Here is a 13,725-nt window from a genome sequence, read left to right as displayed (position 1 = left end):
CCTCCCCTGTCAGGCGTGACGCGCGAAATAGGCGCCCCAAGCCGGCAATTCTACCTTGTTATCGTTGACGTTACTGACAAACCCATGGCCTTCCAGCTCGACCCAGTTGCCCGCCGGCATCGAGAGCGAGGCCTGATCCGCGCCCATATTGAACATGCAGAGCAGCTTCTCATTGCCGAAGGCGCGGGTGTAGACGAGCGTGTCTTCGCCCGCCTCATGGAAGGTGATGTCGCCCTTGGCAAAGGCCGGATACTGGCGGCGGAAGGCCAGGAAGCGGCGATAGTGCTCCAGCACGGATTCCGGCTTGCCGACCTGCGTGTTGACCGAGCGAAGCACATGCTCCACCGGGATCGGCAGCCAGGTCTTCTGCGCCGTCGAGAAACCGGCCTGTACGGCATGATCGTCCCAGACCATCGGCGTGCGGCAACCGTCACGGCCCTTGAATTCCGGCCAGAACTGAATGCCGTAAGGGTCTTGCATATCCTCAAAGGCGATTTCGGCTTCGGTGAGGCCGAGTTCTTCGCCCTGATAGATGCAGACCGAGCCGCGCTGGGTGAGCAGCAGGGCAGACGCCATCTTGGCATAGGCATCGCGGTCGAGGACGGTCGCGCCCCAACGGCTGACATGGCGCACCACGTCGTGGTTGGAGAAGGCCCAGCAGGCCCAGCCTTCGGGGGCGGCGGCTGCGAAAGCATTCTGCGTATTCTGGACAACAGACGGGGTCAGCGGTTCCGGCGCCAGGAATTCAAAGGCGTAGCACATCTGCATCTTGTCGTTGCCGGAGGTGTATTCGCCGACAATCTCGAGACCACGCTGGCTGTCACCGACTTCTCCGACCGCTGCAATCGCCGGATATTCGTCCAGAAGCGCGCGGAAGCGCTTGAGAAAGGCGATATTCTCAGGGCGGTTCTTGTCGTAGATGTGTTCCTGGAAGTTATAGGGATTGACCGCGGGCGCCGTCGAGGCATTGCGGCGCTCAGGCGCCAGCGCCGGATTGTCCCTCAGTTCCTTGTCGTGGAAATAGAAGTTGATGGTATCGAGACGGAAACCATCGACGCCGCGATCCAGCCAGAAGCGGGTGGCGGCCAAGAGTGCATCCTGCACTTCCGGATTGTGCAGGTTCATGTCGGGCTGCGAGGTCAGGAAGTTGTGCAGGTAGTACTGCATGCGGGTCGGGTCCCACTGCCAGGCAGAACCACCGAAGATCGACAGCCAGTTGTTCGGCGGCGAGCCATCCGGCTTCGGATCGGACCACACATACCAATCGGCCTTGGGATTAACCCGGCTGGACCGGCTTTCCACGAACCAAGGATGCTGATCCGACGAATGCGACATCACGAGGTCGATCATGACGCGAATGCCGAGGCGATGGGCTTCGGCGATCAGGCCGTCGAAATCCGTCAGAGAGCCGAACATCGGGTCGACGTCGACGTAGTTCGAGACGTCGTAGCCGAAGTCCTTCATCGGCGAGGCGAAGAAGGGCGAGATCCAGATCGCGTCTGCGCCGAGCTCGGCGATATGCGTCAAACGGGCCGTGATGCCTTTCAGGTCACCGATGCCGTCGCCGTTGGAATCCTGGTAGGAGCGCGGATAGATCTGATAGATCACCGCGCCGCGCCACCAGTCCTTGTCGGGCGTCATGACGGGATTTGAAACTGCACTCATTTAGACATTCCTGTTGGCTTGGTCTTTCGTCCCGGCGTCAGCCACCCTTGACCGAACCGGCAAGGAGGCCACGCACGAGATAGCGTTGCATGAAGAAGAAGACGAGGAGCGGCACGGCGATCGACACGAAGGCCGCCGTTGCCAGGATTTCCCAGTTGCCGCCGCGGGTTCCCAGCAGTTCGACGATCTGGTTTGTCATAACAGTGGTGTCGCCGGTCGCATCGATCAGGAAGACCTTGGCGACGAGCAGATCGTTCCAGGTCCAGAGGAACTGGAAGATGGCGAAGGACGCTAGCGCCGGGAAAGAGAGCGGCAGGATGATGCGCGTGAAGATCTGGAAGTCGGTCGCACCGTCCACCTTAGCGCATTCGATGATGTCGCGCGGAAGCCCGACCATGTAATTGCGCAGTAGATAGATCGCGAGCGGCAGACCGAAGCCGGTATGGGCGAGCCAGACGCCGAGATAGCCCTTGCCGATGCCGATGGAGAGATGCAGGCGCAGCAGCGGAATGAGCGCGAGCTGCAGCGGCACGACGAGAAGTGCGACGACGGCTGCGATCAGCAGTGCACGTCCCGGAAATTCCATCCAGGCCAGCGCATAAGCGGCGAAGGCGGCGATGACGATCGGGATGATGGTCGCCGGAATGGTGACGGTAAGCGTGTTGAAGAAGGCCTTGGCCATCGAGTCCGTGGTAGAGCCGGAGAAAAGCACCGTCTGATAGTTGTCGAGGGTGAATTTCGGCGGCAGTTCGGCCGTCACGAAGATGCGATCGCCACGGCTGCCGGTCAGTTCGATATCACTTTCCAGGCGGTAGTCGCCGTTCGCCTGCACCGTCACGCGGCCGCTGTCGCCGAGGGTAGCTGTCGCACCCGGTTCGTATTCGCTGATGGCGCGCGAGGAGGTGCCCCAGGCCGAAATTTCCGCCTCGGCAGTGGCTCCACCTTCGCTCAGCACATTGCCTTCGATGACCCAGAGATTGCCCTCCTGGCGCTGGGTCGACGGTGCCGCCGTTCTCAAGACGAGGTTCTGCTCCTGGGAGAACAGCGAGCTCCACCAGCCGCTGGTCGATATCTGATCAGCGGTCCGGAAGGACGAGATGAAAAGGCCGGTGGTCGGGAGCAGCCACAGGATGACCAGTGCCGCTACCGAGATATGGACGGTCCAGACGAGACCGGATTTCTTGCCTGCGATCTTTGCCATGGTCCCGCCTCCCCTCAGCGCATTTCTTTTCGAGCGTTGTAGACGTTCCAGACCAGGATCGGCAGCACGAGCAGCATGATGACCATGGCGCTGGCCGAGCCGACACCCCAGTCATTGGCGCGGAACAGCTTGTCGAACATGTAGTTGGCGAGGACCTGGGTCTCCCACTGGCCGTTGGTCATCGCAAAGACGATGTCGAAGACCTTGAGCACGACGAGCGTGATCGTCGTCCAGACGACGACGACGGTTCCCATGATCTGCGGGATCTTGATCTTGAAGAAGATCTCGAAATCGTTGGCTCCGTCGATCACGGCGGCTTCGATGGTTTCCTCCGGGATACCGCGGAGGGCAGCCGAGAGAATGACCATGGCGAAGCCGGTCTGGATCCAGATCAGCACCACCATCAGGAAGAAGTTGTTCCAGAAGGGCACCGTCAGCCAGGTCTGCGGTTCACCATAGGGATAGGCAAAAGTGAGCACGGAGTAGATTGATATGACGGCGCGGTAGGCGAGCCAGACACCGGCAAGCGTCACGGCCGCGCGGACGACCACGCCGAACTTCGAGCTGCCGCCGCGATAGCCAATACCGCCGGCGAGCGGGCGCAGCAGCTGGTAGATGCCGTAGGCGACAAAAGCGATGAAGGCGACCAGTAGGAGTGCAGGAAGCACGCGCAGAACGAGGACGGTGCCCACTCCGCCATCGAAGGAAAGCCACAATGCATTCAGGATGCCGATCTGCTCCTCGCCTGCAGGGCGCGTGTCATAGACCAGCTTGAAAATGACGGAGGCGCCGACGAAGGAAATCGCCATCGGCATGAAGATCAGCGATTTGGCGATGTTGCCCCAGGAGATCCGGTCGGTAAGCTGTGCGGCGAGCAGACCGAAAGCGGTCGACACGGCCGGAACGACCGTCAGCCACAGCAGATTGTTGCTGATCGCTTCCCAGAACTTCGGTTCGCCGACCATCCTCTGGTAATTATCGAGGCCGACGAATGCGCCACCAGCGCTGCGATCGGTCACCGAAAGCCAGAGCGTGGCCACCACCGGATAGGCCAGATACATGCCAAGAGCGAAAATTGCGGGAAACAGGAACAGCCACGGCCGAACCATATTGGCGCGGTTGATGTTGCGCCCGGCATGCTCACCCTTTGCGGGGAACAGCACCCTGTCGATGAACATGTTCGACAGATAGAAATAACCGACACACCCACCGACACCGATGACGATCGTGATCAGAGCCTGCAACGCTGGATTCATGATGGTCTCCCCCTCCGCATGCCTTCTGATTATTTTGTGCGAGTGCCGGACCCAATGGCCCGGACACTCGTGTGGCAGCTCTGCTCTACGGCAGCTTACTTGATGCCGTCCCAGGACGTCTGGATCGACTTTGCAACATCTTCAGCAGACTTGCCACCGACATAATCGACCATGCCGGTCCAGAAGCTGCCGGCACCAACGGCGCCCGGCATCAGGTCGGAACCGTCAAAGCGGAAGGTAGTTGCCTGCAGCAGGATGTCGTTCATCTTGCGGACCGTCGGGTCGGTGAAGACTTCCGGGTTCACGCCCTTATGCGGGGTGAGGAAGCCCTTCTGTGCCATCCAGACTTCGTGGGCGATCGGCGACTTCAGGAATTCGATGAAGGCGCGGGCAGCCTTGCTGTCCTTGGTGATGGTGAAGGTGGTACCGGCACCGAGAACCGGGCTGCCGAGGTTCTTTTCGGCATAGGCGGGGAAGTAGAAGAAGTCAGCATCTTCACCGACCGACGTGCCTTCGGGGAAGAAGGACGGGATGAAGGAGGCCTGGCGGTGCATGTAGCACTGCGGCGGCGATGCGAAGAGACCCTTCGGGCTGTCGCGGAAGTCGGTCGATGCAACGGCACCGGCGCCACCGACGACGAACTTGTCGTTCTTGGCGAACCAGCCGAATTCGTTGATGGCGTTGACGACAACCGGATCGTCGAACTTCATCTCGTTGGAGACCCACTTGTCGTAGTCTTCCGGCGATGCCGTGCGCAGCATCATGTCTTCGACCCAGTCAGTGGCCGGCCAACCGGTGGCGGCACCCGAGCCGAGACCGATGCACCACGGCGTACCGCCGTCAGCAACGATCTTTTCGGTGAGAGCCTTCAGCTCTTCCATGCTCTTTGGCACTTCGTACCCGGCATCTTCAAAGTTTTCCGGGGAGTACCAGACGAGCGACTTCAGGTCGGTCTTGAAGGGGAAGCCGTAGAAAGCCTTGTTGCCGTCCTTGCCGGCGTAGGTGCCGAGGTCAACCCAGGACTGACCAGCTGCATAGTTGTCCTTCAGCCAGGATGCGTTTTCAGCACCAAGGTCGGTCAGGAAGCCGCGCTTTGCCATGTCGGATGCGAGACCCGGCTGCGGGAAGATTGCAATGTTCGGAGCGGAGCCTGCTTCGAGGTCGACAACAACCTGCTGTTCGAAGCTGTCGGAACCGGTGTAGCGAACATCAGCGCCGGTGGCGGCTGCAAAATAGGCCAGAACGCTTTCCACGAGCACCTGGTCCGGGCCGAGCCAGGGTCCAAAGATCGTGATCTGTTCGCCAGCAAGCTGGGTCTTCTTCAGCTCTTCGAAGCTCGCCCAGTTGAACTTAGCGTCCTCACCCGGCGCGAACTTCAACTCCTGCGCGCCGACAGAACCGGCCACGAGCGCAGCGGCTGCCACGGTCATCAAAAACATCTTCTTCATGTGATTTACCTCCCATCACATCGGACGGCCAAACGTCCTTGGTCAGCGCATTATCCTCAAAGCGCTTTGGCCCCTATTTCATCCCATTGGGTTCCATATTGAGTCAAGCGCTTTTCTGGTTCTGCCGCATTTTGGCGCAAGGCTTCGCACGCCCAGCGGCATCTGCATTGATTTAAAGCATTTTTCTCTTGTCGCCGGCCCGGCGTCTGCGCCATAGTCGAAGCGCTTTGGCCACCTGTGGAGGGAACTGGCGGCCCGGCAAGGGAGAGGAATGCCTGCAGTGAATCTGAAAGAATTGTCACAGATGCTCGGCCTGTCGCAGACGACAATCAGCCGCGCTCTCAATGGCTACCCTGAAGTCAACGAGGAGACGCGCCAACGCGTGCTCCAGGCTGCCAAGGACACCGGCTATCGTCCGAACCGGGCGGCACAACGTCTGGCAACCGGCAAGGCGGGATCCATCGGGCTGATCATGCCGATTTCTCCCGACCATAGCTCGGACATGCACTTCGCCGAATTCCAGAGCGGGCTCGCCGAGGCGTCGATCGTCCATGATTTCCATTTCGTCATCATGCCGTCCCGGGCTGAAGAAGAGGAACAGGCGATCCGCTGGCTCGTCTCGAGCGGCAGTGTCGATGGCTACTATCTCGCCTATGTGCGCGAGAAGGATCCGCGGATCGCGATGGCGAAGTCCTTGTCCCTGCCCTTCATCGTGCACGGACGATCCTCCGGTCTCGATCTGGATTACCCCTTCCTCGACGTGGACAACGAAGGCGCCTTTTACGATGCGACACGCTTCCTGCTCCAGCTTGGGCACAAGCGCATTGCGCTCCTGAACGGTCAGGCGGAGCTCGACTTTGCCTATCGGCGTCGACTTGGAACGGAGAAGGCGCTTGCTGAGAAAGGGCTCCTGCTCGATCCCCGGCATACCCGGCACAGTTTCATGGGCGACGAGCAGGGCTATCGCGGCATGAAGGAGATCCTGGGCTTACCCGATCGTCCGACCGCGGTTCTGTGTGCCAGTACCGTGCTTGCGCTTGGGGCCGTCCGAGCGATGAACGAATTCGGGCTGAAGCTCGGGACCGACATATCGCTGATCGCCCATGACGACGAGCTGCCGCTGCTGAAGCCGGAGAACTTCTCGACGCCGCTGACCACGACCCGGTCGTCGCTGCGGGCAGCAGGAAAACGGGTCGGCGAGCGACTGATTGCCATGATCAACCAGAGCGAACCGGCCTTGCCGGAGCAGGAATTGTGGAAGGTGGAGCTGGTGGTGCGGGCCTCGACGGGACCGGCGCCGGCCTAAGACACGGCGCCCAGTTCAATCCGTCAGAAGCTCGGCGCTGCCACACCCGCCCGACGATGGGCGGCAATCACGGTGTTGGCCATCAGCATGGCGATGGTCATCGGGCCGACACCGCCCGGAACCGGGGAAATGGCCTTGGCGACGGGCTTGCATTCGGCAAATGCGACGTCACCCACCAGCTTGAACTTGCCCTCGCCCTTTTCGGGTGCCGCCACGCGGTTGATGCCGACGTCGATGACGGTCGCACCCGGCTTCAACCAGTCAGCCTTGACCATTTCCGCGCGGCCGACGGCGGCGACCAAGATGTCGGCCTGACGGGCGAGTTCGGGCAGATCGCGGCTTCGCGAATGGCCGATCGTGACGGTGGCGTTTGCATTGAGAAGGAGCTGCGCCATCGGCTTGCCGAAGAGGTTGGAGCGGCCGATCACCAAGGCGTTGAGGCCCGAGAGATCGTTGCCGTGGATCTGGCGCACCAGGATCATGGCGCCAGCCGGGGTGCAGGACAGAAGGCCGGTCTTCAGGTCGCCGGTTGCCAGCTTGCCGGCGTTGACGATGTGCAGGCCATCGACATCCTTTTCCGGCAGGATCGACTGGATGACGGGCTCGCTGTCGAGATGCTTGGGCAGCGGCAGCTGAACGAGAATGCCATCGATGTCAGGATCGTCATTGAGCGAGGCAACCAGCGCCATGAGGTCGGCTTGACAGGTGTCCTCTGGCAGCGTGTGCTGGATTGAATTGAAGCCGCACTGCTTGGCCATCCGGCTTTTGGCGCCGACATAGGCATGGCTTGCCGGGTCATCCCCGACGATGACGACTGCAAGGCCCGGCTTGCGGTGGCCGGAGGTCTTCAGCGTCGTTGCCGCTGAGGTTACCGCTTCGATTACCGAAGCGGCGGCTGCCTTTCCATCGATTACCGTGGTCGTCACTGTGCTCAATCCCCGTCTTCCACTGGCAGCAAGCTAGCGCCAACGCAGGGGCACCATTTGCCTGTCACCGTCCTATGCTGTCAAATTGCGGCATATTGCAAGGCAGGAATTTGCGGGGTGCCTCAGGTGGTAGGCGTGTTTTGATGGCGCAGCCGGTAGCTCACCACATGGGCAAGGAACACGGGAATGCCGAGAACATAGCGCCGCCAGAGACGCGAGGGCTCAAGCCACAGGCGGAAGAGCCATTCGGACCGCAGCCGTCGCATCCAGCGCGGCGCACGCGCCACCCGCCCGGAGACGAAATCGAGCAATGCGCCCACGCTGATCACAACACGGGCATGTTCACTGGTTAGGTGCCGGTCTACCCATTTTTCCTGCAAGGGCGTGCCCATGGCAACGAGCAGCAGGTCGATGCGGGCAGTCTCGATGCGTTTCAGGATCAGGGCCGGATCGGCCCGGTCGAAATAGCCGTCCGAGATTTCGACGAATTCGTGCCAGGGAGTCTGTCGGCGGAGGTTTGTCGCCGCGGACTTCAGAACTGCAGAGGTCGCTCCGAGCAGCCCTACCCGCAGGGGCCTGGAGATGAATGTCAGCGCTGCCGGCACGAAATCAGTGCCGTTGAGATTGGCGGAGAAGCGACCGCCGTGCAGGAAATGCGCAGCGATATCCACCCCAATACCATCCGGCAGGACCAGAGAGCGCTCCAGAACTGCGCGGTATTCCGGGTCGCCCACCATGACATTGGCGTTGTTGGCATTCAGGAAGGCAATGTGGGTGAAACCGTCTCGGGCGACCAGCTTCTGCTCCAGATGCACCAGAGCCTCGTTCCAGCCGAGATCACGGACCGGCATACCGAGAATGGGCAGCACAGGAATTGCACGCTCGGCGGAGCCGACCGCAGAAATTTCTACCGGCTGCTTCCGGGCGGAAGATGAAGAAGGTCGCATGGCGGGTCCCGAAGATCTGAGGCTCGGAACCTATCAGCCATCGCTGAAATTCAAGTGAAAAACGGGGCTAAAACTCTCAGGATCGGATTAAGGCTTCGTTCACCATGTTGGCAAAACGAGGCCTAAGCCTGATCAGTGGCCAGACGAAGCCGGCGCCTCTTCGACCTTCTCGCCTTCGACGACAGTGGTCATCTCCATGGGCTTGGACCCACCGTCAGCGGCCTTGCGGGCGGCGTCCTTCGAGACATAGTCGAGCTGCTCGATCAGCACCTGATCGACCATGCCTTCGCCCAGTCTCGCATTCATCTCGACCTTGATCTTCTCGCGGAAGTCATTGACGTCGAAGGCGGAGACGTTGCCGATGTCGACCATCTTGTTGCCGACAAGCAGGGTGAAGAGCTGGTCGGTCATCAGTTCGGTCGTGGGCAAGTCCTGTCCCTTGACCTTTTCCTTGTCCATCATGAAGGAAATGCGGGTCAGGAAGTAGCCGGTGACATCGCCATTACCGATGACGGGAATGGTGATCGGCTCGCCCCGGATCAGCTCCAGGGCGGCCTTCTTGGTTTCTTCCTCGCTCGGGCCGGCAGGGGCTGTCGCCAGGAAGATCGAGCCGTAGACGGCTCCCAGCGTGACGATGCAGACCCAAAGGCCGATTCCGAGTATCTTGCCCATCAGAACTCGCTGAACTGGAACTGTTCCTGAGAATAGGTGCCGTCACCATCGGCGTCACGGACAGCATTCTTCAGGAGATCGGCGACGGCGCGAACGGCTGCGAGGTGGGCCTCGACACGGCGCGCGTTGAGGGCGAGCTTTTCCTTGAGAGCATGGAGCTGCTCCACATAGTTGACGGCGAACTCGCGCGGATCGGTGTCACGGAACAGCATCGTCAATTCGTAGAGGCAACGGCTCTTGTGCGCGTTGGAGACCTTGAAGTCGAATTCCGGATCCTTACCGATGCGCTCGTTTTCGTTGTCGATGATGCGCTCCAGGCGGCTCAGTACCGTCTTGACGCGATATTCGCTCGAAACAACTTCCATGAAATTCTGCCCTATCTTCCTAAAACAATCAGTTGTTGCCGTCAGCGCCGGCACCCAAGGTGCGGCGCTCAAGATCTGTCACCCAGCTCATCGCCAGACCGCGATCAGTCTCGTCGGTGGAGGCGTTCACGGCGTCGGCGTCCTCACCACGAACGCGCTGAAGAGCTGTCTCATACATCTGCTCTGCAATGCCCACGCCGCCTGACTCAGCAATGGTCGAGCCGAGCTGTTCGGCCATCATGCTCTTCCACATCTCGCCAGCATTGCCCTTGCCGTACACTTCCTCGCTCTCGTCCGGCAGCATGCTCTGGACGAAGTTCGTCAGATAAACGGCCTCGAAATCGCGATAGATCTTCGGTGGCTTGCCGGTGTCTTCGACCTTCTCGGCCGTCGCTTCCGTGCGAGCTGCATTGGTGGTGCGGTTCAGGATGTCGACGGTCGCGCCGAAACCTGCGCCCTTTTCAGCGAGACTGGACGCCATGAAGTTGGCGCGATTGATCTTCAACTGTTCCTGGGCGGCGGCGACTTGCGCCGGATCGGCGGCGCGGATCACGTCCAGCACCAGATCGCTCGGAGGAGAAATGGCCACGGTGACATCCTCGATTTTTTGTTCGAGGCGACTATCACTCGTGAAGCTTGCTGGAGGCTGGTGTGGCGAACTTGATGTCGATCAGGTCGTAGATCGCGTCGTCGTCACGCTCGCGTTCTTCGTGATCGCGGGCATCCTTCATGTTTTCTTCCAGCCGGTCGCCCTTGGCACGCTCGCGCATCAGCTTCATTTCCTGAACCTGCTGCAGGCCGTGCAACTGCTTGTCCGTGTTGGAGAGGCGGTCGAAGCGGTCGGCATAATTCTGCGCAAACAGCCGGTGCAGCGGCTCGAGCGAGCCGATCGCCTCCATGACGTTTTCCATCGAGCGGGCGTTCTCCTCGATGCGCTGGGCGGTAATTCCAAGATCGCTTTCGGCCATGCGCTCCATATGGCGCTGCACCGCGACCAGACGCTTCAGCTTGTCGGATTTCTTCTGTGTTGCCATGGCGTCCTCTTCAGAAGTTGAAGATCATCGGAAAATACTGACCGAACTGCATCACCATGGCAGCAATGGTGAAATAAACCAGTATCAGGCCACCGAGCAGCAGATACGGGGTCGAGATGTAGAAGACCGGCACCTGGGGAGCGAGCTTGTTCACGAGGCCGACGGCGAAGTTGAACATCAAGCCGAAGATCAGGAACGGACTGGCGAGGCGCAGCATCAGCATAAAGGTCTGCGACAGCGTATCGGTCAGCGTGATCAGCATCTTCTGGCTGTCCGGCATGCCGCCCAGCGGCATCACGGTGTAGGAATCGACCAGCGCACGAAACACCACGTGATGGAAATCCAGCATGAAAAGGACGAGGAGCCCGCTGAACGAGATGAGGTTGGTCATCTGGTTTTCGGAGGTGTCTTCCAGAATGTCGGTGGCGCCCGGTGTGTTGAGACCGATCGCCATTGATATCGCCGAGCCGGCAAACTGCAGTCCCAGCACATAGAGGCGCGGGACGAGGCCATACATCACACCGATCAGCAGCTCGGCGAAGATCACGCCGACGAGGGTCGCCGCGGTACCCTGGACGCTCGGGTAGATCGTGTCGAAGAGCAGCGGCGTCATGGCCATGGAGACGGCAAACGCGAGGAAGAACCGGATGGTGGTCGAGATTCGGGCAGAGGAAAAACCCGGAAGGGTCATGATGCAGGCGCCGATGCGACAGAAAATCGCCACCAGCACCAGCACAGTCCCCTGCGGGTCAGCAATCATGAAATGGAGCCCAAAATCTTGATCTCGATGCCCTTGGCCAGTTCGACATGGGACAGAACGGGCAAGGTCGCAAAGAGTCGTTCGATGATCATGCGCACATAGGACCGCGTTTCGGGCGATGTGACAAGCACGAAGGGCAGACCGCGGTCCATGAATTCACGGATTACCTGGCTTGCCTGCTCGGAAAACTCTTCCAGGCTGCGGGGATCGATGTCGAATTCGACGATCTCGCCCTTGGCGTCGCGCTTGAGGGCCTGGTGGAAGACGAGGTCCCACTTGGAGCCGAGTCGCAGGACGCGAAGGACACCGTTGTCGGTGAGGTCGCCGCAGAGCTGCTGGGCCATGCGGACACGGACGTGTTCGACGATCTGCTCAGTCTTGCGGACATGCGGCGCAAGCTCTGCCACGGCTTCCAGAATGAGGTGCAGGTTGCGGATCGAGACGCGTTCGGCCAGCAGCAGCTTCAGCACAGCCTGCAGACCCGAATAGGACATGTGCGACGAGCAGATTTCGTCGGCGAGCTTCTTGTATTCGGGATCGAGGCGATCGATCAGGACCTTGACGTCCTTATAGGACAGGAGCTGCGGCAGGTTGTTGCGGATGACTTCCGAGACATGGGTCAAGACGACAGAGACGTTGTCGATCGGGTGGAAGCCTTCGCGCTTCAGTTCCTCAGTGAAGGTTTCGAGGACCGAGACCGCCGGCATGCCGAAGGCGGGTTCGCGGATTTCGTCGCCGGGAACATTGGGCCTGCGGCCGGAACCAGTGACGACGAGGACTTCGCCGACGCGCAGGTTGTTGGAGGCGACCGTCGTGCCGTGGATACGGATCTGGTAAGCCTTTTCCGGGATCATGATGTCGTCTGTCACCTTGATCTCGGGCACGACGAAGCCGTACTGGCTGGCGAACTTCTTACGCATCTTGCCGACGCGGAAGGCCAGTTCCTGGTGTGCACCCAGAAGACGGGTCGAGACGAGCTTGCCAAGCGCGAGTTCGATTTCCGAGGTCTTGAGGACGGACTTGACCGAATCCTTCTCGGCTTCCTTGTTCTGGATGACCTTCTTTTCTTCCTGATCGCGCTTCAGCTGGTTTTCCGCTTCGAGCTGGCGGGGGATGAACCATGCACCAAAGGCCATGAGGCCACCGAGTGCGACGAAGGGAATGAACGGCAGGCCCGGTACGATCGCGAGGGCCCCCATCAGGCCTGCTGCCACATACAGCGCGCGCGGATAGCCGCTCAGCTGATTGACGACGGCCTGGTCGGTCGAGCCTGGTGTGCCGCCGCGCGAGACCAGAAGGCCGGCTGCCAGCGAGACGATCAGGGCCGGAACCTGCGAGACGATACCGTCACCGACGGAGAGCTTGACGAAGACGTCGGCTGCTTCGCCGAGTTCCATGCCGTGGCGGAAGTAGCCGATGATGATGCCGCCGGCGACGTTGATCGCGGTGATGATCAGGCCGGCGATGGCGTCGCCGCGGACGAACTTCGAGGCACCGTCCATGGCGCCGAAGAAGGAGCTTTCCTGCTCAAGTTCGCGACGTCTGTGCTGGGCTTCCTTCTCGTCGATGATACCGGCGGACAGGTCGGCATCGATCGACATCTGCTTGCCGGGGATGGCATCGAGGGTGAAGCGGGCGCCAACTTCCGCGATACGGGTGGCGCCCTTGGTGATGACGATGAAGTTGACCGTGATCAGGATCAAGAAGACGATCAGACCGATGACGAAGTCGCCGCCCATCACGAGGTTCGAGAAGCCTGCAATGACGCCGCCAGCTGCGTTATGGCCCTCGTGGCCATGGGTCAGGATCACGCGCGTCGTCGCGATGTTGAGCGACAGGCGGATCATGGTGGCGATCAGCAGGATGGTCGGGAAGGACGAGAAATCGAGCGGTCGCTGGATCCACAGCGAGACCATCAGGATCAGAACGGAAAGCGCGATCGAGAAAGCGAGACCGACGTCGATGAGGAAAGGCGGGATCGGCAGGAACAGGATGCACAGGATCATCACGATCCCAAGCGCGAAGCCGATGTCACGCCCGCTGGGGCTTACCTTCGGAATTACGAGTGCAGGAGGTTGCGCCATTTCCGTTCCATCTCTTCATGAGAAGTCATCCGGAAGATCATGCTTCCGGCAGTCTGCCCCA

13 protein-coding genes are annotated in these 13,725 nt (G+C 60.4%); 1 reads left to right on the top strand and 12 read right to left on the bottom strand.

The window, feature by feature from the left end; all coding sequences use genetic code 11:
• Window positions 1-9 precede the first annotated feature (9 nt).
• The 4 genes from C0V73_RS06445 to C0V73_RS06430 all read right to left on the bottom strand — a co-directional run bounded on the left by C0V73_RS06445 (window position 10) and on the right by C0V73_RS06430 (window position 5,570).
• Window positions 10-1,665: an alpha-glucosidase gene (locus C0V73_RS06445; protein WP_102019179.1), complete on the bottom strand. Its 1,656-nt coding sequence runs from the start codon at window positions 1,663-1,665 to the stop codon at window positions 10-12.
• Between the two features lie 37 nt (window positions 1,666-1,702).
• Window positions 1,703-2,866: a carbohydrate ABC transporter permease gene (locus C0V73_RS06440; RefSeq protein ID WP_102019178.1), complete on the bottom strand. Its 1,164-nt coding sequence runs from the start codon at window positions 2,864-2,866 to the stop codon at window positions 1,703-1,705.
• Between the two features lie 14 nt (window positions 2,867-2,880).
• Entirely contained in the window at window positions 2,881-4,122 is a 1,242-nt protein-coding gene (locus C0V73_RS06435) for a sugar ABC transporter permease (protein ID WP_102019177.1), read from the bottom strand.
• Window positions 4,123-4,217: 95 nt separating this feature from the next.
• Entirely contained in the window at window positions 4,218-5,570 is a 1,353-nt protein-coding gene (locus C0V73_RS06430; RefSeq protein ID WP_102019176.1) for an ABC transporter substrate-binding protein, read from the bottom strand.
• A gap of 280 nt (window positions 5,571-5,850) precedes the next feature.
• On the opposite strand from C0V73_RS06430, the gene C0V73_RS06425 reads away from it, so the two are divergent.
• Window positions 5,851-6,876, top strand: a complete 1,026-nt coding sequence (locus C0V73_RS06425) for a substrate-binding domain-containing protein (RefSeq protein ID WP_102019615.1) — start codon at window positions 5,851-5,853, stop codon at window positions 6,874-6,876.
• Window positions 6,877-6,899: 23 nt separating this feature from the next.
• Here C0V73_RS06425 and folD read toward each other — a convergent pair whose 3' ends face one another.
• The 8 genes from folD to flhA all read right to left on the bottom strand — a co-directional run bounded on the left by folD (window position 6,900) and on the right by flhA (window position 13,664).
• The gene (folD, locus tag C0V73_RS06420) at window positions 6,900-7,802 is read right to left on the bottom strand and encodes a bifunctional methylenetetrahydrofolate dehydrogenase/methenyltetrahydrofolate cyclohydrolase FolD (RefSeq protein ID WP_102019614.1); all 903 of its coding nucleotides are present in this window, start codon (window positions 7,800-7,802) and stop codon (window positions 6,900-6,902) included.
• A gap of 122 nt (window positions 7,803-7,924) precedes the next feature.
• Window positions 7,925-8,749 carry a WecB/TagA/CpsF family glycosyltransferase gene (locus C0V73_RS06415; protein ID WP_102019175.1) on the bottom strand — a complete coding sequence of 275 codons (825 nt, stop codon included), beginning with the start codon at window positions 8,747-8,749 and terminating at the stop codon, window positions 7,925-7,927.
• A 132-nt stretch (window positions 8,750-8,881) separates the two neighbouring features.
• Window positions 8,882-9,421 carry a flagellar basal body-associated FliL family protein gene (locus tag C0V73_RS06410; protein WP_102019174.1) on the bottom strand — a complete coding sequence of 180 codons (540 nt, stop codon included), beginning with the start codon at window positions 9,419-9,421 and terminating at the stop codon, window positions 8,882-8,884.
• Window positions 9,421-9,786 (bottom strand): hypothetical protein, encoded by a 366-nt coding sequence (locus tag C0V73_RS06405; RefSeq protein ID WP_102019173.1) that lies wholly within the window; start codon window positions 9,784-9,786, stop codon window positions 9,421-9,423. Before C0V73_RS06405 ends, C0V73_RS06410 begins: the two co-directional genes overlap by 1 nt.
• Window positions 9,787-9,814: 28 nt before the next feature.
• The gene (locus C0V73_RS06400; protein ID WP_102019172.1) at window positions 9,815-10,375 is read right to left on the bottom strand and encodes a rod-binding protein; all 561 of its coding nucleotides are present in this window, start codon (window positions 10,373-10,375) and stop codon (window positions 9,815-9,817) included.
• A gap of 34 nt (window positions 10,376-10,409) precedes the next feature.
• Entirely contained in the window at window positions 10,410-10,820 is a 411-nt protein-coding gene (locus C0V73_RS06395) for a hypothetical protein (RefSeq protein WP_102019171.1), read from the bottom strand.
• Window positions 10,821-10,830: 10 nt separating this feature from the next.
• Complete coding sequence (gene fliR / locus C0V73_RS06390) at window positions 10,831-11,580, bottom strand: flagellar biosynthetic protein FliR (RefSeq protein ID WP_102019170.1); 750 nt, start codon at window positions 11,578-11,580, stop codon at window positions 10,831-10,833.
• Window positions 11,577-13,664: a flagellar biosynthesis protein FlhA gene (gene flhA, locus C0V73_RS06385; protein ID WP_102019169.1), complete on the bottom strand. Its 2,088-nt coding sequence runs from the start codon at window positions 13,662-13,664 to the stop codon at window positions 11,577-11,579. The genes fliR and flhA overlap by 4 nt, the downstream gene beginning before the upstream one ends.
• Between the last annotated feature and the right edge of the window lie 61 nt (window positions 13,665-13,725).

It is taken from the genome of Rhizobium sp. TH135, from assembly GCF_002855515.1.
GTDB lineage: Bacteria > Pseudomonadota > Alphaproteobacteria > Rhizobiales > Rhizobiaceae > Allorhizobium.
The sequence above is the reverse complement of the archived record's forward strand: the minus strand, read 5'-3'. Positions and strand labels throughout refer to the sequence as shown.

What these genes read in the sequence shown, in the direction of transcription:
- C0V73_RS06445 (WP_102019179.1), bottom strand. Translation starts at nt 1,665, where the DNA reads ATGAGTGCAGTTTCAAATCCCGTCATGACGCCCGACAAGGACTGGTGG.
- C0V73_RS06440 (WP_102019178.1), bottom strand. Translation starts at nt 2,866, where the DNA reads ATGGCAAAGATCGCAGGCAAGAAATCCGGTCTCGTCTGGACCGTCCAT.
- C0V73_RS06435 (WP_102019177.1), bottom strand. Translation starts at nt 4,122, where the DNA reads ATGAATCCAGCGTTGCAGGCTCTGATCACGATCGTCATCGGTGTCGGT.
- C0V73_RS06430 (WP_102019176.1), bottom strand. Translation starts at nt 5,570, where the DNA reads ATGAAGAAGATGTTTTTGATGACCGTGGCAGCCGCTGCGCTCGTGGCC.
- C0V73_RS06415 (WP_102019175.1), bottom strand. Translation starts at nt 8,749, where the DNA reads ATGCGACCTTCTTCATCTTCCGCCCGGAAGCAGCCGGTAGAAATTTCT.
- C0V73_RS06410 (WP_102019174.1), bottom strand. Translation starts at nt 9,421, where the DNA reads ATGGGCAAGATACTCGGAATCGGCCTTTGGGTCTGCATCGTCACGCTG.
- C0V73_RS06405 (WP_102019173.1), bottom strand. Translation starts at nt 9,786, where the DNA reads ATGGAAGTTGTTTCGAGCGAATATCGCGTCAAGACGGTACTGAGCCGC.
- C0V73_RS06395 (WP_102019171.1), bottom strand. Translation starts at nt 10,820, where the DNA reads ATGGCAACACAGAAGAAATCCGACAAGCTGAAGCGTCTGGTCGCGGTG.
- fliR (WP_102019170.1), bottom strand. Translation starts at nt 11,580, where the DNA reads ATGATTGCTGACCCGCAGGGGACTGTGCTGGTGCTGGTGGCGATTTTC.
- flhA (WP_102019169.1), bottom strand. Translation starts at nt 13,664, where the DNA reads ATGGCGCAACCTCCTGCACTCGTAATTCCGAAGGTAAGCCCCAGCGGG.